The sequence below is a fragment of the Bartonella sp. B35(2025) genome, assembly GCF_053794465.1.
This window is the reverse complement of the sequence record NZ_CP200035.1, coordinates 1,075,010-1,097,291: the sequence shown is the minus strand read 5'-3', so window position 1 is coordinate 1,097,291 and position 22,282 is coordinate 1,075,010. Positions and strand designations below refer to the sequence as shown.

At 34.9% G+C, this 22,282-nt stretch carries 8 protein-coding genes and 1 tRNA gene; 2 read left to right on the top strand and 7 right to left on the bottom strand.

What is annotated here, in order from left to right:
- Positions 1-811 precede the first annotated feature (811 nt).
- The 7 genes from V4P56_RS04535 to V4P56_RS04505 all read right to left on the bottom strand — a co-directional run bounded on the left by V4P56_RS04535 (position 812) and on the right by V4P56_RS04505 (position 11,548).
- Positions 812-3,001 (bottom strand): autotransporter outer membrane beta-barrel domain-containing protein, encoded by a 2,190-nt coding sequence (locus tag V4P56_RS04535; protein WP_455481738.1) that lies wholly within the window; start codon positions 2,999-3,001, stop codon positions 812-814.
- Between the two features lie 163 nt (positions 3,002-3,164).
- Positions 3,165-5,444, bottom strand: coding sequence for an autotransporter outer membrane beta-barrel domain-containing protein (locus V4P56_RS04530; protein WP_455481737.1), 2,280 nt, complete (start codon positions 5,442-5,444; stop codon positions 3,165-3,167).
- A 2,269-nt stretch (positions 5,445-7,713) separates the two neighbouring features.
- A tRNA-Gln gene (locus V4P56_RS04525) sits at positions 7,714-7,787 on the bottom strand.
- A 70-nt stretch (positions 7,788-7,857) separates the two neighbouring features.
- Complete coding sequence (locus V4P56_RS04520; RefSeq protein WP_455481736.1) at positions 7,858-8,616, bottom strand: iron ABC transporter ATP-binding protein; 759 nt, start codon at positions 8,614-8,616, stop codon at positions 7,858-7,860.
- Positions 8,613-9,488, bottom strand: a complete 876-nt coding sequence (locus tag V4P56_RS04515) for an iron chelate uptake ABC transporter family permease subunit (RefSeq protein ID WP_455482662.1) — start codon at positions 9,486-9,488, stop codon at positions 8,613-8,615. Before V4P56_RS04515 ends, V4P56_RS04520 begins: the two co-directional genes overlap by 4 nt.
- A gap of 67 nt (positions 9,489-9,555) precedes the next feature.
- Positions 9,556-10,512 (bottom strand): ABC transporter permease, encoded by a 957-nt coding sequence (locus V4P56_RS04510; protein ID WP_455481735.1) that lies wholly within the window; start codon positions 10,510-10,512, stop codon positions 9,556-9,558.
- A 112-nt stretch (positions 10,513-10,624) separates the two neighbouring features.
- On the bottom strand, positions 10,625-11,548 hold the full coding sequence (locus V4P56_RS04505) for a siderophore ABC transporter substrate-binding protein (protein ID WP_455482661.1): 924 nt from the start codon (positions 11,546-11,548) through the stop codon (positions 10,625-10,627).
- Positions 11,549-11,752: 204 nt separating this feature from the next.
- On the opposite strand from V4P56_RS04505, the gene V4P56_RS04500 reads away from it, so the two are divergent.
- Both V4P56_RS04500 and V4P56_RS04495 read left to right on the top strand, forming a co-directional pair.
- Positions 11,753-18,181: an autotransporter outer membrane beta-barrel domain-containing protein gene (locus tag V4P56_RS04500; RefSeq protein ID WP_455481734.1), complete on the top strand. Its 6,429-nt coding sequence runs from the start codon at positions 11,753-11,755 to the stop codon at positions 18,179-18,181.
- A gap of 721 nt (positions 18,182-18,902) precedes the next feature.
- On the top strand, positions 18,903-22,190 hold the full coding sequence (locus V4P56_RS04495) for an autotransporter outer membrane beta-barrel domain-containing protein (RefSeq protein ID WP_455481733.1): 3,288 nt from the start codon (positions 18,903-18,905) through the stop codon (positions 22,188-22,190).
- The last annotated feature ends 92 nt before the right edge of the window (positions 22,191-22,282 follow it).

Sequence of the window (22,282 nt, the reverse complement as noted above, 5' to 3'; positions counted from 1 at the left end):
GGAGGAATTTTCATTATTTTTTTAAGTGGAAATTTTGCCATAGACTCGAATTTCACAGGCTCACCTATTTTTAATTCTATAGGGTTTTCAAGACTAGGTACTTTCTGCACAATTTTAAATTCTACAGGGTTTTCAAGACCAGGTACTTTCTGCACAATAACTGTGGGGTTGTTATTTTTACCTTTAAGTACATATGTAGAATCTGAAAGTGCAAGGTTTTTAAAGTTAAAACCTTCAGATTTAATTTCTTTAATTGACAATGGTGTAACAGTTTCATTAGACGCATAAGAAAAACTTGGATGAGAATAAAATAAGATTCCAGAAGCTGTGTATAGTAAAAGGCTTTTTTTCATAGAGATATATTCCTCACATTCATTACCCCTCTCTAATAAAGAATCTAGCGAGCTTTTAATCCATTGTGTCTTTTTTGTAAAGAACAAAACAAAGTATTGTATAGTATTCTCAAATACTTTAGAGAATTTAAAAAAATGACAATATAGATCAGTGGAAAAACGGATTCTGGAAAATTCAACTTGGAGCTGATACTCATGGTTAAACCATCATAAAGTATGAGCTTTTGAGACATTGTATATTGATTAAATGTTTATATTTGTATGAGAAGCAGAATGTCGTGATGTGGGAGATATTAGCGTATTTATCATATAAAATCGTTACGTAGATAATTTTTTTGGGGGATGTAATGAAATAATCTTTATATATTTTAAAAAATATGACGTATTTTATAATTACGTAAAAATAAGCAGCACTGTTTACATTTCAGTGCTGCGTGAACTGCTAAGATTCAAAATATTTAGAAGCGGTAGTGCATTCCACCAGAAAGAGTAATTCCAGAGATACTGGATTCTTTGAGTTTATGTTGATAGCTGATATCAGCATGGAGTGTAATGTTTGGAGATAATTGTGCGTTAACGCCAAGGCCACCTTCAATGGACGATCCTATAGTGTCGAGATGGAAAGCAGTATCATTAATTTTTATCGTGTGTTTATCAGCAAAAGCTTTGATAATGTTCAATTTACTATAAAGTGAAACAGCATCACCGTCATTTTTTGTTAAACGCCCACCAAGACGCAACAACCATTGACGAGGATTACTCATATCTACTTCAAGATCATTGGCATCTAAGAAGGTTCCCAGTGTTAAATGCTGGTAAATAAGCTGTGCTTGTGGTTCAAATATTAGCCCCCCAAAGTCGGTTACCAATTTCTGACCAATTGTGGCAGACGCACCTAATGTTTTTGCATCATTAATTTTTGTACTGTTTTTTATAAGAATTGTGGTGATATTTCCCTTGAAAATTCCATAAGAGAGGAATGCACTTAGATACACGCCACTATCATGCTGGATGTTGCCGTAGGTAGTGAATAACCATTTATCAAATGTACTCTTTTCAGAATTTTCTGTACTCTTTGAAAAAGTTAATTTTCCATATGTACCTAAAAGACCAAAATTTGTAGTGATATTTTGATCTTCTAATGTCAATAGTGTAGCACCTGCTTGCAATGCGGTATAGCGAATATCATTACTGTAGCCATATTTTAGCGGCTTGTTGGATAATAGTTTAATCTTATTATCATGGGTGATTTTATTCCCGTAAGAAGACAAGAAAAATTTTCTCTTTTTATTATCCGTTGGTTCAAACATTGTTATCCGTATATTATCTAATAGTGCGCTTTGATTGCTCATATCAGCAAATCCGGTAACGAATAAAGCATGAGGCATTACCAAATAGTTTGCCACGTGTCGTACAAAATAGTCTGCCACTCGTTGTACAAAAGCTCTTGTTTGTTCTTCAGGATCAGGATCAGCATTAGATAAAATTTCGTTTTCTTTATGGGATCTCAAGTTAGATGATTTTTTGGCATCAACCGTAGTTTGTGCAGTAGCATCAATCTTTAAAGGTACATTCACATTAACATTTGGTGAGACATTAAGAGCTGTTTTTGGTGCTGGGGAAGGAGTGTTTTGTGATTGTGGGGCAACATCAACACGAGATGGTGAATTTACATCAGCTGCATATTGCTGATTAGTAATTGAGCTGTCTTGTGATACTTCATTATGTGTCTTTTGAAGATTAGAATAATGGTTTTGCGTATTTTGTACCTGTCTACGATCATCAGTATTAAGCGGCTGATTGGTATCAGCCATAGAAGTATTATGTGCAAGTGTATTACTTTTAGCATCCCCTAATGCATTGGATGTTATATGTGTATGCGCACTAGATGATGGTGTATTTAAAAGCATTTGATTTGCAGCTAGCATATTAGATAAATTTTGAGCAGATTGAATAAAAAATGCTTCCGTCAGTATACTATCTACAACAGAATTTAGTGCTTTATCTAAAATAGGATCCCGTACTCGTATTTCATTTAAAGCATGACTATTTATTCCATCTACAGTATGACCTAATACCTCACCTATAGCATTAACCAATACTTCACCTATAGCATGCACCACAGCTCTTGCATGATCGTCAGAACCATATTTACCAGCTTTAGACATCATTAAATCAATATTTGTAATTGCTAGACCCCAAACATTCTCTAATGCTGGTATATTCGCCATTATCTCACTATTTGTAGTATGAATAAGTACATCACGTACAGCCTGCTCCATAATTCTTTCATGAGCTTTAGAACCATATCTACCAGTTTTAGACATCATTAAATTAACACCTGTAGCTGCCCTATTTAACGCATTCTGTAGTGTTTGTTGAAATGGACTAGGTGAAACATCCAAAGATGTAGGTATTAAATTATGAGATGTAACTGCATTCATACCATGGGGAATAGTCGACATAGTGCTCATGCTTGATGGTGCAATATGTAAATTAGGATGAATGTAATTATCAGATCTATTTTTATGCATTTTTATAACATCAGAAGAAGTTTTATGAGTCACTGTGTTAAGTGCATAAGATAGGCTGGAATGAGAATAAAATAAAACTGCAGAAACTGTATATAATAATAAGCTTTTTTTCATATAAATATATTCCTAAATATTTATTGCCTATTGCTACTAAAAAATATAGCAATCTTTAAATACATTATGTTCCTATATAATGTAGGGAATAAAATAAACGCTACTATACAACACTGTTTAGATTGCAGTGCTGTATGAGTTTTAGTGTTATGAATTAAAACATTTAGAAGCGGTAGCGCATTCCACCAGAAAAATTAATTCCAGATACACCAGATTTTTGGAGTTTATGCTGATAGCTGATATCAGCATGAAGTGAAATATCTTGAGATAATTGTGCATTAACACCAAGACCTCCTTCCACAGAAGATCCCATAGTATCAAGGTGAAAAGTATCACCAATCTTTATCGTGTGGTTATCAGCAAAGGCTTTAATAACATGCAATTTTCCATAAAATGAAACAGTATGGTCTCTTTCAGTATGAGCAAAAGTTTGCATTAAACGCCCACCAACACGCACTAGCCATTGATAAGGATTATTCATATGAACTTTAAAGCCATCAATATCTGATAGAGTTCCTAACATTAAATGCTGATAAATAAGCTGTGCTTGTGGCTCAAATACTAACCCCTCAACATTAGTTACTAATTTCTGACCAATTGTGGCAGATGCACTCAATGTCTCCGCTTTCTCTAATTTTGTTGTGCTTTTGATGTGAGCTGTGGTGATATCTCCTGTCAAAATTCCATAAGAGAAGAGCGTATTCACATATAGATCGCTATCATGCTGGATGCTACCATAAGCGGTGAGTAACCATTTATCAAGTATGCTCTTTTCAGAATCTTGCATATCCTTTGGGGTGAAAGCTAGCTTCCCGTATGTACCTAAAAGACCAAAATCTGTAGTAATATTTTGCCCTTCTAGTGCAGTCAGTGTAATCCCTGCTTGTGAAGCAGCGTAATGAACATCAGCACTGTAGCCATACTGCAATGAACTACGGTTGGAAGATAATGTGATCTTATTGCCATAGGGAGACAAAAAGATTCCTTTCTTTTTCTTATCTTTTGATCCAAATGCTGTTGTACTCCTATTATTCAACAAAGAAGTTTGATTGCTCACATCAGTAAATCCAGTTGAGAACAATGCATTGGGCATAACTAAATAACTTGCTACCTGTGGTACAAGAGCTTTAATCTTTGCTTCAGGATCAAGATAAGCATTTTGCAAACGGAAATCCCAAAAATTCTCATCTCCATCCAAGAAGCTTTGTTGAACATTAGCTTTACCGTGTACTGATGTTGATCCGTAGGCATTCAGTGTATATTTATAAGGTAAACCATTCATTGTGGTATAGCCATTTACTAATTTGAAAGAATTCTCATTTGCTGTTCCGGATACTTGAACAAGTGAGAGGCCACGCGTATTAAAAAGGACAGAATTTCCTGCTTCTTCTAGATTTTCATTCTTTAAAAGGTTATTTAGATAAATTGTTGTAGTTCCTGATACATTACCATGAATGAGAAGTCGATCAGCTTTTTGTTGATCTTTTGCAGCACCATCACTCCATTTCAGATTGAGATAAATCTTTGCATCGCCTGTTGCATTGTAAACTGTTGTTGCGTCAGTTTCCCTTTCTTCCCTTGGTTTTTGTTCTTGATCTTTTTGCTGTTGGTTTCCTATACGTAAAATTTGGTAATAATCTTCTTTCGGTTCATTAAATACGATAGCGCTATTATTAAGATTAAGTACTGAAATATTAGAATGTGCTCTTTGATTAATGTCGAGCAACGAGTAATTAAATGGATTTTCTTCATTATCTGGTTCATTTTCACTAATCTTTAAGAACCATTTGCTGTCATTGCTCAGAGTAAAAACTGTTGTATTGCTTGGAAATGTTCTTGTTCTACCCTCTAAAATGGAACGATCAGAGGATAATGTCAGAGTGACGGGGGAAAGATCTCGTCCTTTTTTATTTTTCAATAATACATCAGCACGAATTTCTGAATTTTTAAGTTTAACGTCACCATTTACTAATGGTCCTAAAATACCAACACCATCTTTAACAAGAAGTTTTGTGTTGGTAAGTATTGCTTCACCGGTAGTTTCCGTTTTTCCTGTTTGAAAAACGATACCATAGCCTTCATGGTTTCCTTTGATGGTTACAACTGAATCTTTAAGATTGATTACACCTTTTGCGATTTGTAAACCTGTTATCATTGCTTTTGCATTAATCTCTTCAGCATTAATGTGTGCACCGTCTCGTGCACTAAATGAAACAAATTCTGAAGTAATTGTTCCTTTTTTAATCGTAAGTACTGACTGGTCGCCACTTACATCTACTGCATATAACCTATCACGAATATTAACGTTATTGAGGATTTTATTTTCTTCGGTAATTGTAACTTTAGAATGCTCCGTAAGGGCAGTATCTGCATAAGCTGAACTGAAATGAGAAAAAACTAAAGATCCAACGATCGTATATAATAAAAAATCTTTTTTATACATAGATATGCCCTTCATATAAATATATCCTGAACGCTTATTCCATCTTCATGATGGCATGAGTATGGGGCAGATCTACCTCATTATGTATTTTTTGTAAAGAACAAAACAAAGTATTGTGCGGCACTATCTATACTCTACTTTATGAAAATAATAAATGTAAACCAATGGAAAAATAAGTTCCATAAAATTCAATTTGGAGAATTTATACTCATGATTTAAACGACCATAAATTATGATTCTTTAGGATATTGTGTATTGATTAAGGTCTGTTATCATTGAATCTTTACAGGATTGAGGTAAAAAATATCACCCATCTAAATCCCCATTAAGATTATCAAAAATTAACTGATAATTAAATTGGTAGTAAAATAAAAAACAAAGAATCTTTGAATAGATTATCAATAGAAAAAGCAGTTGTATGGGCTCCATTACTATCAATGGACTGGCAGTTTAAAGTGTATACCATAACAATTATATCTTAATCCTTATAGTGACTTTTACTTGATAATGGCACAACTAATGTCAGAATAAGGATAAGATATATTAGGAATTCTACTACTATGAATTCAGATAGTAAGATAATTTCCAATTATAATAGAGAGGATATAAGATTCTTTATTTTTTGCATCTTTTTCAAGTATAATGTCCTTAAGGCGTCGGGTGCTTGAAATGTTAAAATGGATTATTAATGTGGAAAAAAATATGCCATAAAAATTGGTGGTTTTCCCGTTACCGGTATTTTATAGACACCACACCCGACAGAAAAGGATTATTCAACGCATATTTACTGCTACCATAATTTAGTATTTTATTCAATATGTGTTTTTATATAAATCAAAAAAACAAAAATATTTTACGTTTTTTATTGTTAAAAAGAAATTTTTATTTGTTCTTTCAAATACTTAAAATTATTTAAATGAATGAAAGATTATGTGCATTCGATAGAACAGAATTCTCTATTTTTGTGTTCTTATTATTTTCTAGCATAAAAGTTCTGTGAAATGAATTATTATGGCACTTTATATATCATTATAAATGAGAAATTGATCAGCTTTTATTACTTCTTTATAGCACCATCACTTCACTTAAAATTGCAATGAATTTCTGTATTATCTATTATATCATATTTCGTTCATTGCGTGATTACTTATGGCCATTAAGATTTATATGCGGTGATTTAATTATTGATTTCCTTTGAATTTGCTGAAAATAAGAGTACCATGGGTATCATAGTTGAAATTAAGTACAAAATTTCAGGATATAATTTAGGGTTATATTAAGTTATTGGTTATTATTATTTTTTTGTACTATTTTTAAAGCACTATATTATACTACTGATCAGACCAAAGGTTATTTAGGATGGGGTGTTTTAAAGTTTCTATTTTGTATTTTCTAAGATTGAATAGGTTGGTAGTTATGTTGTATTTACCAAAAATATTTTAGATTTATTATTTAAAATTTATGGAATAAAATAAGGTGAATAGCTGTAAGAAAATTTTCTAAAATGGAACAGCTTTTATTTTTAACATCCATATCTATTTGCATGTGCAAGGTTGTGTACTTCGCTTTGGTTATGTCATATTATTTGAATTCATAAGTTCTCCATTTCGTTGTGTTGTTTTTCTTTATTTTGAATATAACTGAATGCTGCCCTTTGAACAGGTAAATTTTACTTTGTTATGTAAAATACACCATTTTTTTCGGCTTTAAGAATGATTAAGTTACTGTAAAAAGTTGGTACTTTGAGAAAAGGTATTTAATTTTGATAGAATTACAAAAAAATCGATTTTCAAAAATTTTTAGCCATAATATAAACATGTTATATTTTTTTATTATAAGTACTTGAATATAATTAATAAATCTACGTTTTAAAATAGATATTTTTTCTGAGTTATGTAATATTTGTAGTTGGATATAGCTGATGATACGATGTTCATTTATGGGAGAGCAGTATAGTAAGAAATTTACTAAAGAAAATTTTAGTAATTTATTTTATCACTAAGCAATAGTTGAAAATTAGCGTATATTTGAGAAAATGAGTGGTTGTGTATGTGGTTAATACAAAAATTACAGTTTTGAAAATGGAGATATCTCCGAATTTAATTACGAACAATGTCGTATCATTATGGATCTAGATAGTTGACAGAAAATGATTAAAAACAAAGCAATCAAAACCTCTAAAGAAGCTCAGGGTGGCTAGACAGTAAAATAACAAGATCTGAAGTTTCAAAATTTTTAAATTTTTACTACCATCAATTTTATTAAAATTTGGCTGGGGAACCTGGATTCGAACCAAGATTAACGGAGTCAGAGTCCGCTGTTCTACCATTAAACTATTCCCCAGTAAGTAGGAAAGTGTCGTTACTTTTAGCAGATTTTGCAGTGTAAGCAAGTTCAAAAAAAGTCTTTGTAATTATTGATAATAAAGGGCGATTGGTATACCATTAATTATTTGGATTTGAATATTTACATCATAAATTTCTTTAAGAATTTCTGGATGCATAATTTCTTTTGGTGTTCCATAATAAGCTGCTTTGCCATTTTTGAGTGCAACAATCATATCTGAATAAGATGATGCAAAATTGATATCATGCATAACAATAAGAATAGTTTTCTTAAGTTCATCAGCTGTGCGGCGTAATTGCTTCATCATAGAAACAGAATGTTTCATATCAAGATTGTTCAATGGCTCATCTAACAGCAAGTAATCAGTATCTTGACAGATGACCATTGCGATAAAAGCTCGCTGACGCTGTCCCCCAGAAAGTTCATCTAAAAAGCGATTTTTTAAGTCTTGTAAGCCAAGATATCGAAGTGCACTATCAATGTATTGTTTATCTTCGTTGGTATACCGGCCTTTGGAATAAGGATAGCGTCCGAAACTGACTAAGTCATATACGGTTAGGCGAATAGATAAAGGATTATCTTGACGCAAGAGTGAGAGTTTTCGAGCTAAAATATTATCTGGGATTGTGTAAATATCAAGACCATCGATGTTAATTGTACCTTTATGACTTGGCAAAAGGCGTCTTATCATCATTAAGAGCGTTGATTTTCCTGAACCATTTGGGCCTATGAGAGAAATAATTCCTCCTTTTGGAAGATGAAGGCATAAATTATCAATAATCAACCTAGTTCCATAAACTTTGGAAAGATGATCGATTTCGATCATTTGAGTTTTCCCTTCATTAATAAAATTAAGAAGACGGTTCCACCACAAAATTCAATAATAAAACTTAAGCGTCCTGCCATATTAAAAATTTGCTCTAAAATAAATTGTCCACCAACCAAACAAATAATAGCTAATAATATTGCAATTAGTACAATAATACTGTGCTTTGCTTGAGGTGAAAGCTCATAGGAAAGATTAGCAACTAACAGTCCAAAAAAGGTAACTGGTCCGACTAGTGCTGTAGAAATAGATACAAGAATAGAGACCAAAATAAGAATAGCTGTAGTACTTTTGTGATAATTAACCCCAAGATTAAGAGCAGTTTCTCGACCAAGAGCAAGAATATCAAGCAGGTAATGTAAGCGCCAAGCAATCAAACTAGTAATGAAAACAACTATAGCAGCAAGGCTTATTAATGACGTATTAAATTTGTTAAAATTTGCAAACATAATGTCGGTTAAATTTATCATTTGATCTGGGTTTAGCTGTAATTGCATGAACATGCGTAAGCTGAAAAAAAAACCACCTAAAATTATACCAATCAATAGCGTCAAATGGATCCCTTTTAGATTTCCTGAAAACAGCCAGCGAAAAAGGCTTATTGAAAAAATAATAAGAATGAGAGATTCAAGAATTAATTGCCCTTTTTCATCTAAAAAAGGTAAAGAAAGAGAGCCAAGAAAGTAAATTATGGTTGTTTTGATTAAAATATAAAGCTGATCAAATCCCATAATAGAAGGGGTAAGAAGACGATTGTTGATGACTGTTTGAAATAAAACAGTAGAGACAGCCATTGTATAAGCAATAAGAAGAAGAGAAACAAGTTTTGTTAAACGGAATTTCCACGTATAAATATTGATATTCCATGTCATATAAAGACCGATTACAGTGCATGCAATGATGATAAGTATTGTTAAGATAAAAGGGAATGCTTTCTTTTTACCCAAGACGTTTTCTCCAGCGTAAAAGAAGTATAATAAAAATGAAGCTACCGATAATTCCCATTATGGTGCTGATGGGGATCTCAAGAGAACGATGAATTATTCGTCCTAAAAGATCACAAATTAATACCAATCCTGCTCCACTAATTGCTACCCAAGGAGCAGTATGGCGCATGTTGTCACCCATAAAATTTGCAACAATATTTGGAATAATTAGTCCAACAAAAGGAATTCTGCCAACTGTACAGACCACAACAGCAGTTATTGATGAAACGATAAAAAGACCAAAGAACATAACTGCACGATAATTAAGCCCAAGATTATTAGTTAAATCTTCTCCAAGACCGGATACAGTAAAGCGATCAGCAGTGAAATAGGAAAGAACGCATAGGGGAAAAGACAACCATAAGAGTTCGTATTTTCCATGAAGAATCATTGCAAAACTACCAAATAAATAAGCTTGAAGAGAGGGAAGAAGCATTTCATAATCAGCAATAGCATTGGTTAAAGAACCAAGAATATAGCCTAACATAATTCCTACAAGTGGTACAATAAGGGGTGATTTTAGAGGAATTTGGCGTAATAAAAACATAAAAAGCAATGCGCCAATCATAGCAAAGATTGCAGCGATGACCATTTTCCCCAAAACAGGTATATTGGGGAGGAAAATCATAATAAAAAGAATGCCAAGAGATGCGGATTCAACAGTTCCAGCGGTTGATGGTTCAACAAAGCGATTGCGTGTAAGCAATTGCATAATCATGCCTGAGAGTGCAAGTGCTGCACCTACTAAAAATATTGCAATTGTACGAGGAAGGCGTGTCTGCCAAAAAATAAGCCACGCGTGTGGATTTCCAGATAATAAATCAGAGGGTGTTATATCAGAATAACCAACAAAAATACTGAGAATAAACAGTAGGACAAGAACTATTATAGCTATCCAGTAATTTTTCACGTTTGAATCATTTCTTAACAAAAAGCATTTCTTAGCAAAAAAAGTAGAGGTTATTTTATAAACAACCTCTACTCTTATTTTTTTTTATGTGATAAGCAAGCCATTTATATGCTTATTTACTTTTTACTTTCATAAAAGCTTCATTGATTTGTTGAGCAGCTTCATTAAGCCCAGTTAAACCACCACCTGCACGATACCAACTCCAAGAGTCTAGATAAATAATTTGGTTTTGTTTTCCAGCTATTGTGCGTTTAACAAGCTCATTGTCAAGTATTTGTGCTGCAGATTGCCCTTCTCGTTCAATAGCTGCATCTCTATCAATAACCAATAACCAGTCAGGATTTGTTTCGAGAATGAATTCAGGAGAAATGAGTTGCCCATGTCTTTCCACAGTTAATTTATTGGTTGCAGGAGTAATACCAAATTTGGAATGGAGAATATCAAAACGTGATTGAGGACCAAAAGCGTTTATTTTTCCACCAGAGGTCATTAATATAAGGCCTGTACCTTTTCCTTGAGTGTTGTTGCGAGCTTCTGCTAAATTAGCATTGAGTTTTGTAATTTCCTGTTGAGCTTCTTTTTCTTTACCGAAAATTTTTCCAATAATCGTTACGTTACGTTCAATATCTTTAAGAGGATCTTGGTTTCCTACTGTTAAATCAATAGTTGGAGCAATTTTGGATAAATCTTTATATTTGGATTGAGTCCGTGCAGAAATGACAATGAGATCAGGTTGAAGGGTAGCAATTTTTTCATAATCTGGTTCAAAGACTGTACCAATTTTTTCATATTTTACATCATTAAATTGCTGTAGATATATGGGTTTTTTTCCTTCTGGAACACCAACAATAGTTTTGATACCGAGACGATTCATATTGTCAAGTGATGCAAGATCAAACACAATTACTTTTTGAGGAGAGTTTGAGACAGAGGTGGTACCTGAAGCGTGATCAATGGTAACATTTGCCCATGCAAACGTTGTAAGGCTCATCGCAACTGCCAAGATGGGAGTTAACCATTTTAGATATTTTTTCATCATCATTTCATCCTTATTATCTTGAAGTCAGAAGAGTTTATCTACTTCAAAAACTTAAATTAGGCGGTTTATACACAATATGATAATTTAATAAACAACATTATGTTGTAAAGTTGTTTTACATGTGTTAAAAGCCGGCCGCAATTACTATTGTGTTTATTTTGGCGATTTTGCAAGATTTATTTTTTTAGAAAGTTTTGGCATATGGTTAATGTGTTTAAAAAACGTACGCATTTATGTGTCGTTACAACAAGTGTTTTCTTCTTTTTACAAGGTATGGGCGTTTGCACAGGGGCAAATAGTTTCTACGAAGGAAATGACTTCAATGTTGATGCGAGAAATTCTACTAATTTGGACGTTAATGGAGGTGGTTTTACTGGCGCAAATATTACTAGCGCGAATATCAAAGTAAAAAGTCTCGATGATACTCAGAGTATCCGCACTAAAACCAAGTGTATTGTTCAAAAAGAACAAGGGTATTTTTGCGATGATGGTAAAGTACATGAAATAAAAGGTTATACTTTTAAGATTAGTGATAAAGATAAGCATGCTATACATGTGAAGGAGGAAAAATTTCTTAGTAATGGGAAAGTATCTGCGATTGGGGAAACACAGGTTAATGCACAGGGCGTGACTATCATTGGTCCAAGTCTTACTGGTAGTGAAGATATTAAAGATGGGCTTACTAGCGCTGTATTTGCAGAGGGTAAAACAAAAATTTCTTTCATAGGGGAAAAAGAGTCAAAAAAGGAAAAAGAATCAGGAAAAGAAAAAAAGACACAAAAATCAAGAAAGGGAGGGGTGGATATTAGTTTTTTCTCCAGTGGACTTGAGGCACAACAAGGGGGATGGATTGAAGTGTCTGGTGGGATGATTAATGTTTTTTCACAAGGTGTTCTTGTCGGTCCTAATTCTAATGTTAGTTTGAAAAAAACGACAATTGATGTAAAAGGACCTCGTTCCTTAGCTGGTTTAGCCAGTCTTGGGGGTGAAATAACCATGGACTCTGGAGAGATTGATTTTGTAAATGGGATGGGGGGTTTTGCGGGAGAGAATGGAAGAATTGAGTTACAAGAAGTCAGAATTAAAGGGGTTAACAAAGAAGAAAGGGTTGCAAAAGCTGATCAGGTAGCATCAAATTCTGCAAAGGTATTTAAAGGGGCTGGTTTTGTATTAGGTGATAGTGGCTTTATTAATTTTTCTGATGGGGTTATGAACTTAACCAATCTCAATGGTGTGTGGTTTCAGAATAGCACTTATGTATCTGGTTATTCTCCGGTAGTTGAGGCTTCAAAAGGTGAAGCTGTTACGCTGAGCAAAGATATATCAGGATATTCAGCAATTGCATATATGAAATCTTCATATATTACAGTAAAAGGTAAGGATTCTTACGGTATATATTTTGATGATTCTCGAGGAAATTCACGTAACCAGTTTTTAAATTCAGGTAATGGGATTCCAGGTGAAGTTCAGTTAGAAGCGAGTAGCGAAGGTTCTCGAATAGCGTTCCAAAACGATTTTGGAATGAGAAAAGACGTTGTTAGTGGTAAGATGGTTACATTAGATGAGACTGTTTTTGAAGTGCCACAGGGCTCAGTTATTTATGCTGATGGTGGTCATGGAAATGTTGTCTATAAGAGTGATGTCATCTTAGAAAATAAATCAATTCTTGCTGGTGATTTATTGCTTGAATCTTTGGGTAAATCTCATGTAATTGTCTCTGTTGATAAATCTGCAATTATAGGTGCTGCTCGTGTTGATGAAGATTCTACTGCCAGGTTTTCTTTATCTGGTGGATCGCAGTGGATTTTAAAAAAATCTTTGTATAGATCTCAACAGGATTCAAAATTGCAATCTTTGGGCGATGCTCAAGAAGTTTCAAGGTTTGATTGTCTGGATTCATGTATTTCTTATCTAAGTCTTAAAGATAGTACTCTTAAGTTTTCAGCTTCATTTCCTAGATCTAGCGATTCCAGTAAGGAAGTACTTGGAAATGTGTTTCAAACACTTCGCATTGGAAAAGGAAAAGGAAAAGCTTATCAAGCGCATGGTGATAGTGCTTGGATCCAGTTAAATGCGCATCCGAAAGATGGCCGTCCAGAAGATACTCAAATGGCTGATCAGATTTTGATTTATGGTAATGTTTCTGGGCGCACTACGGTTCATGTGCGGGATCCTTTTGTAAATTCTCAAGAAGATAGGAGCAGTTTAGGTGATGGGCAGCAGGAGGCTCAGAAAATTGCTCAGAGTATTTCAATTATTCAGGTTCATGGAGAAGCACAGAAAGATTCTTTCCGGCTTAATGGTGATTATGTTGCACTAGGGGGACCTTATCAATATGTCCTTCGTGCTTATGCTCCAAGTTCTTATCAAGAAAAAGTTCTGGATAATCATTCTTCTTTACGTCGTGAAGAACGTAGGGAACGACGTGAGGAACAAGCAGTGTTAAGGAGTACAGTACTGGATGATAATGAATCGATCAGGTCTAATAAAGATTTTTGGGATTTTCGCTTAGAGAGTAAAAATAATTCCGTTACTGTATACGATACTTATGTTACAAAAAGCGATTCTCCTGTACGTACTTTCCCTGATAAGATTATAGATGATTATGCAGCAGGCTATAGAGAGAATGATAACGCAAGAATACCTTTACTTGTGCATGATACGGTTGATCTTCCTGCTACGTCTAGAGAATCTGGACCTGTAGAGCGTTCTTTACATGATTCATCTTCACATAGTCTATCTAGGTCATTGATTCAATCTATGCCTACTTCTAAAGCTATATCTACTCCTAAGGCTGCATCTACTCTTAAGGCTATACCTATTCCTGATGCTGGGTCTGTTCTTACGTTTGGTCAGGTAAATGGTCAGGTAAAATTGGTTGCTACTGGTGAGGCGATTGTTTTGAATGGTATGACTTATCCAGAATATATACCTCAGGATTTAACGAAATATGCCAATTGTCCTGTGAGATATTACCAATCTCCTAATTCTACCTTTATTAGATACACGAAGTTGTCTGATGGAAGTATTGTGGTTGAAACTTCTGCTAAGCCCGGTGTGATTGCTAAGCAGGATAGTGAGATACCTGAAAATTTTGTCACATCTCGTACGATGTCTGATGGAAAGAGTGTTAGAGAAATGATACCATTGAAGGGTGGGGGTGTTCGCGCAAAATATCCTGCTGGGGCTCCTGGAGTTTCTGGAGTTTTAGCTAGATTTAATAAGTTTTCATTATCTTCTGATGGGACCCTTATTCAAACAGAAAAATCTCAAGTATCTGTTACAGCTGCTACAGCTTCCGGAACTCCTACAACTTCAGCTTCCGGAACTCCTACAACTTCAGCTTCCGGAACTCCTACAACTTCAGCTTCCGGAACTCCTATAACTTCAGCTTCTGGAACTCCTACAACTGCAGCTTCTGGAACTCCTACAATTGCAGCTTCTGGAACTCCTACAACTGCAGCTTCTACAACTCCTACAACTGCAGCTTCTACAACTCCTACAACTGCAACTTCTACAACTCCTACAACTGCAACTTCTACAACTGTTGTAGATCCTTCAGTTGCCACTTCTGCTTCCTCTCCTAATGTAACTTCTGTTGCTCCTACTGCATCTGAGAATGCTGTTACAATTAAAACTGATACAGCTAAAGTGCCTAAGGTTTTGGGTCCTGTTCAGCGTATTTTATCTGCGGCATCTGAGCAATCACCTGCCATTGCATTTGCTTCTGTTGCGCGTAATGGTGTGAAAAATACTTCTTTTAATTGTGAAGCTAATGGGAATAGGAAAGAATCTTCTTCTTATTTGTGTCAAGATGGAAAGCAATATAAAATTCAAGGTCGTACACTTAAGGTAAGTGATAATAGTGAATATCCTTTATACGTAACGGGAAAGAATACAAAGGTTACTGCTGAAGGTGTGACGATAATTGGTAAAGATCTTGATAATAAGGATACTGCTAATTTAACTCAGTCACAGCTTGTAAGTGCTGTACTTGCAGATGGAACTGCTGAGATTATTTTGGAAAAGAAATCGAAAGTTCAGTCATCATTAATTGGACTTGAGGCTCAGACTCATGGAAAGATTAAAATGGATGATGGGGATATCTCCGCCAATTATGTAGGTGTTTTAGCAGGTTCTGGGGGTAAAGTTTATTTAAATAATACAAATGTTGTTGCACGTGGGCCTTCAGCTGTAGCTGGTTTAGCTGGTAGCGGTGGTACAATAGCAATGAATGCTGGGTCAATTGTCTCCACAAGTGGGGTAGGAGTCAGATCAGAATCGGAAGGATATGTTAAGCTAAATAAAGTTAATCTTACTGCGAAAAGAAGCACAAAGGTACAGCCGGATTCTGAAGATACGTCTGAACGTGCAGCTTTTCTGATAAGTAATAATGGTTCTATTGATTTTGCTAATGGGAATGTTGTTACTGATGGTAATGGTTTGTGGATGAAGAATCTGGGTGATGTCGTTAAAGCGGGTGCTTCTAGGAGCAGGAGACATGCTGATATTCAGTCTTCACCTGTTAATCGCAATCGTAATCACGCTAATATCGAATCTTCATCTGTTACAGTGGAGGGTAACAAGTCCTACGGTATATATTTTGATGGGTCAGAATGGAGAAATGCCAATGAAAAGAATCAGAATAAGACTCCAGAACAAATTGAAGTTAGATCATTAAATGTACCTACTGGGAATGAGAATCCTACTAGGGGAACAGCGGTAGTGAAGCGGAGTGCTGAATCCTCATCAAAGCAAACTCCTATAGGTAAAGAATGGTTAGTTTCATTGAAAAAAACTGATTTTGAGGTTTTAAGTGGTACAGCTGTTTATGGTCAGAATGCCCATGGTCGTGTTTCTTTAGAAAATAAAACATCCCTTTCTGGAGATATATTATTAAGAGCTGAAAATAATTCTAATATATTGGTTTCGGTTAATAATTCTATGATTACAGGTGATGTTCATGTTGATAAAGGTTCTCATGCTCAGTTTGCATTATCTGATAGTTCGCAATGGTTTTTAAAGAAGAGTGTACATGGAGATCGGCAAGCTTCAGAGTCTGGTTGTCTATATTCATGTATTTCATCTGTAAGTCTTTCGAACAGTTCTATTGCGTTTTGGCCGGTAGTATCTGGAGAATCTGGATATCAGACACTCCAGATCGGAAATGGTCAGGGCAATGTTTATAAGGCAGATGGCGATGCTGTGATTTATTTCAATGCGCATTTGGATCCTTACGATACTAGTAATGCTCAAATGACTGATCGACTTTTAATTCATGGTGATGTCTCTGGAAAGACTGTGGTGGATGTGAATGTTGTTGTAGGAGGTGCGAGAGAGAATAACAGGAGCGATAAAAAAACTCACAGTGTTCCGATTATTCAGGTTTATGGAACGGCAGAAAAAGATTCTTTCCAATTGAAAGATGATTATATTGCACTAGCAGGAGTACCTTATAAGTATGTGCTTCGTTCTTATGATCCAGATACCACTGCAACGGAAGAGCATACTAAGCAGAAATTTATGAAAGATGGTAAAAAGTTCTGGAATTTCCGCTTAGAAAATGAATATGTTGATTCAACCGGTTCTAAGGGTATCATTTCTGTATCGTCTGCAAATACTGTTTCTCTGTCTGGGTCTGTTCTTCATTCTGAGAACACTGTGAAAGCTATTGTTCCACAAGTTCCAACTTATTTGCTTTTACCAAATGCCTTATTCCATGCTGGGTTGATGGATATAAGCAATCAGAATAAGCAGTTGGAAACTATGCGCACCGCTTCCGGTGGAATGTTAGAAGTTCATGAAAATCCTGCTTTATTTTTGCGTGGTTATGGTGGTAGTTACAGTTATACTTCAAACTTATCCGCACTTGAATATGGCTATGGAGGAGATCTTGATTATAACGGGATGAAAGCTGGTGTTTTACTTAAAACAATTGAGAACACAGACAGTGCTATTTCCTTTGGGGTTATGGGATCTTATGGAAAGCTTTCTCTGCAACCTTTAGATGTTGAAAAAAGCCAAAAAAGTGCATTTGATAAATGGTCAATTACAGCATATGGTAGTATGCAGCATGATGTAGGCTTTTATGTCGATGGTCTTTTATCCTATGGTTTGTTGAAAGGTGATGTTCTCACTCTTTCTCGTGGTAAGACAGCAACACTGAAAGGTAATCCTCTAAGTGTTTCATTAACTGGTGGTCAATCATTTGCGGCAGGATATGAAGGTTTAGTTTTTGATCCTCAAGTCCAAGTTGTTTATCAGCACCTTCAGTTTGATAAGGTACGTGATATTGATAATTTTGATATTGAGATGGGTAAGCTTGATCAGTGGTTAGTGCGTGTTGGTGGGCGTTTAACCAAAACTCATACTGAACTCGAGGGTGTACGTGATGTTTCCTTCTACGGAAAGATTAACCTCGCGCACAGTTTGGGGAATAAACAAACTGTTCATTTCAAAGATGCTTTCCAGTTAGGTTCCTTTGGTTCTTCTGTAGAAGCTGGATTAGGTGTTAATATAAAATTACTTTCAAATTTTGCACTTCATGGTGATTTTATTTATCAGCATAAGCTCAGTAAAGCTGGTTTCTCTGGAACCACTTTCTCTGGTGGATTGCGCTACCAGTTTTAAACTAAATACAATATGTACTTGATATAAAAGGCAGCACAGTGTGCTGCCTTTTTATTTTATAAAAAAACCATGCTGCTTTATTTAAAAATTCTTATGTCTTTGATATTTATGGAAAATAATTGTAATATTTTATTTTCTGAGTTTTGTATATTAGAACACTTGATGGTTGTATCATGTATTTTTTCATGAAAGTGAAAAGTGAATTTTTTCGAAATTTTTAATGATGATGATACGATATATCGATTAGTTCTGTTCTAATGGATTTTTAATAATAGGAATTTCAGTGCTGGTATATAATATTTTTATGACATGTTTTATGGTCATTTGATTTATCAGCTATATGCTTGTTAAAGCTAGGGTTTTTAGCATCATTTTTCCTGTTGGTTTAGGTTATTTTTTTCACTCATATTTTTGGTTAATCCCTTTAATAAAACAATCTTAAATTGCAAAATTTACGATTTGCAATTTAAGATTGTCTATACTGTTTTATTTTTACTTTACACGAAATACGGAATGTATTATACACGTATAAATTGTGTTAAATGATTATTCTCCTATAAGTGGTTATTGTATGCTTTTAAATCTCTGACCGAGCTTATTTGGATAATGCATTGCACCGATCAAACGAGCAATCAATGTGTCCTTTTGGTTTTAAATATTGGGATGTTTATATGAATGCTTTTGTTTTCAACGAGAGGGGAAGGAAAGTTTTGATGGAGCTATGATTAAGGTGTTTAAAAATCATATATATTTATGTACTTTCACAACGGCTGTTCTTTCTTTGTTTCAAAATGGAATAGGGATTTGTGCGAATGTTGAGAGAAATGAACCTAGTAGCTATGGTGATAGCTATGTTGGCTTAAACCATAGTAAAGATGGTATGAACGGTAATAGTAACCGCAGCCGTCGTAGTTATAATATTTCTGTTGTTCCTATTTCCCCCTCTGGTCCCCCCCTTGTTTTCCTCCCTAGTCCCCCTCCTGGTTTCCCCCCTAGTCCCCCCCCTGATGCTTCCCCTGAGTTCCATGGTTATGGGGGCTATGGTATTCTTCCTAATTTGCATCATAATGGGAGAGGAGGTAGCTATAATAGCCTTCCTGGTTTGGAATATGATGGAATTAATGGAAGAGGATATCCTAACCATAATGCTTTTCCTAAACCAAACCCTAACGATGAAAGTATGAAAAATTACTATGGTTATATCAAGTATGATAACTTGGGAAAGGATTCTAATTTAGAGGGAGGAAATTCTGTATCATATGGATCATATTATGTATGCAGCAATTGTAGGAACGATACAATTCGTAATAAATCTTTTAAGATTATTGATAAAAACACTAATGAAGCTTCCGCAACAGCTGTTGCCATAACAGTTGAGGGGGACGGTAAGAAGATTGGTGAAAATGGTAAAATGATGACAACAGTTACGGGAGAAAAGATAATTATTAAAAGTGGAGTGTCAGGTAAACTTTATAAACATGGTATTTCTGTTTCAAAAGGTGGAAAGATTGTTTTGAAAGATTTTTCTCTTAAAGATGCAAATGTAGCTCTTTATGTTAGTGAAGGAACAATTGAGGTAGATAAGGGGGTTATTGAGAGCAGTAATATCGGTGTTCGAGCACTAGGAGATTCAAAAAAGGATGTAACACATGTTGTTTTAAATGATACAAAGATTACAACCAGTAATGAAAAGGCAAGCCTTCATAGTTATGATGGTGCAGAGATTAAAATGACAGGGGGATCAGTTGATTTTACAAAAAGCAGTGGGGCTTATGCTGCATTAAATGGGAAAGTAATTTTCGATAATGTTGATATTACTGGAAAAGGTGGGGATGAAAATAAACCAAATTATGCAGCTTTTTTGATGGATAGAGGTGGTATTGTCCATTTTTCAAATGGAAAAGTTGAAGTAAAAAATGTGCATGGTATATTGTCAGAAAATACAATCGATACTTTTAATTCGATTCTGTGGAATGAGAAGTTATCAGGAAATATTGGTACGACTGAAGTTAATCTTACATCTTCTTCTGTTATAGTGAATGGTAAAACATCTTATGGTATGTATTTTCGAGGAGAGAAGCCATTAGAGGGCATAGAGGATAGAGAAAATTTAATAGAGGAAGGAAGACCATCTAGAATAGAGGTTGTTAATTTAACCAGAACGAGGTTTTCGGTTCCAGATAGCACGGTTGTTTATAGCACTGATAAAACGCATAGTATTATTACTTTATTGCAAAGCTCTCTTCATTCGTGGGATTCATTGTTAAAAGCTAAGAATGGAGCTTCTGTGGTAATTTTAGCTGATGCCTCTACCCTTGAAGGAAGTACCCATGTTGATAAGTATTCTACTGCTAAATTTTATTTAAGCAACGGTTCAACATGGATTTTGCAACAAAAGAAGCGGGAAACTCCACATGAATCAGGTTCTACAGATGATTTATCTGTTTCATTCATAAATCTTATGAATAGTTCCATTAATTTCAAGAAATTAAAATCTGAGCCAGCTTATGATTATCAAACACTTTACATTGGAAAAGGATCAGGTGAGGTTTATAAGGCATTAGATGATGCGCAGATTTATCTTAACACATATCTGGATTCTGGTGGTTTAATTGGAAATCAAAAAACTGATCGTATTTTAATTTACGGCGATGTTGCTGGAAAAACTATGGTTCGTGTGCGTGCTGTTTCAGGAAGCCCAGGGGGGTATACGGGAAAAGGTGGAAATGACCAAGGTATTTCAATTATTCAGGTTTCTGGAAAGGCGAATGAAAATTCCTTTATGCTTGATGGTGGTTATGTTGCAATGCATGGTTTACCTTACCAGTATAAGCTTTATGCTTATGGTCCAGATTCTTCTTTAGGAGAAGCGAGTTCTGATCAAAGATTAGTGAAAGGTGAAGGGGTATTTTGGGATTTCCGCCTTGAAAGTAAACATATTGACTCTGATCTAAGACCTCATCCTGATCCAGAAAAACCTAAACCCTATCCTGAAAAGCCAGATCCTCATCCAGAACCTCCTCCTCACCCAGATCCAGGAGTAAGAGATGTTGTTCCTCAAGTTCCGACTTATCTTCTTTTGCCAAATGCCTTGTTGCATATTGGTTTGATGAATATTGGCAATCAAAGTAGGCGGTTAGAAGCGTTGCGGATTGCTCCTGATGTAATGTTAAAAAATAATGAAAACCCTGCTTTCTTTATTCGCAGCTATGGTGGTAATTATCGTTATATTTCGGATCTTTCCATACTTAAATATGGTTATGGAGGCGAGATTGACTATAGCGCTGCAGAGGCAGGTATTTTACTGGGAAAAAATGAGAGTGCATATAGTATCACATCTTTTGGGGTTATGGGGTCTTATGAGAGACTTTCTTTGCAGCCTTTGGATGTCCAATATAGCCAAAAAAGTCCATTTAATAAATGGTCAATAACAGCATATGGTGGTGTACAATATAATACAGGCTTTTATGTTGATGGTCTTTTATCTTATGGTTTATTTAAAGGTGATGTCCTTACTCTTGCACGAGGTAAGACGGCAACATTAAAAGGAAAATCTTTGAGTACTTCAGTGACTGTTGGTGAAGCGTTTATGACAAAATATGAAGGTCTTGTTTTTGATCCACAGGTTCAGGTCGTTTATCAACATCTTCAGTTTGATAAAGCACTTGATATTGATGGTGTTGATATTGAGATGGGAAGACCTGATCAATGGGTGATGCGTACTGGTGGGCGTTTAACCAAGACTTTGGCTTCGTCTGAGGAAGGTCGTACTGTTTCTTTTTATGGCAAGCTGAACCTTTCTAATAATTTGGGAGGAAAACAATTTGTGTATTTTAAAGATACTTTTCAATTAGGTTCCTTTGGTTCTTCCCTAGAAGCTGGATTAGGTTTTAATGCTCAATTATCTCCAAAATTCGTTCTTTATGGCGATTTAATTTATCAGCATAAGATTACAAAAGCTGGTTTTTCTGGAACTAGTTTTGCTGGTGGATTACGCTATCATTTCTAGTTTTGTTATATTTTTGATTAATACTTTTAAAAGCCACAAGTTGTTTTTTTTGTGGCTTTTTTTCTATCTATTAATTTTATTTTGCAAACAAT

Bases quoted from the DNA above. Each gene is read 5' to 3' on its own strand.
- V4P56_RS04535 (WP_455481738.1), bottom strand. From the start codon at position 3,001: ATGAAAAAAAGCTTATTATTATATACAGTTTCTGCAGTTTTATTTTAT.
- V4P56_RS04515 (WP_455482662.1), bottom strand. From the start codon at position 9,488: ATGACATGGAATATCAATATTTATACGTGGAAATTCCGTTTAACAAAA.
- V4P56_RS04505 (WP_455482661.1), bottom strand. From the start codon at position 11,548: ATGAAAAAATATCTAAAATGGTTAACTCCCATCTTGGCAGTTGCGATG.
- V4P56_RS04500 (WP_455481734.1), top strand. From the start codon at position 11,753: ATGGTTAATGTGTTTAAAAAACGTACGCATTTATGTGTCGTTACAACA.
- V4P56_RS04520 (WP_455481736.1), bottom strand. From the start codon at position 8,616: ATGATCGAAATCGATCATCTTTCCAAAGTTTATGGAACTAGGTTGATT.
- V4P56_RS04530 (WP_455481737.1), bottom strand. From the start codon at position 5,444: ATGTATAAAAAAGATTTTTTATTATATACGATCGTTGGATCTTTAGTT.
- V4P56_RS04495 (WP_455481733.1), top strand. From the start codon at position 18,903: ATGATTAAGGTGTTTAAAAATCATATATATTTATGTACTTTCACAACG.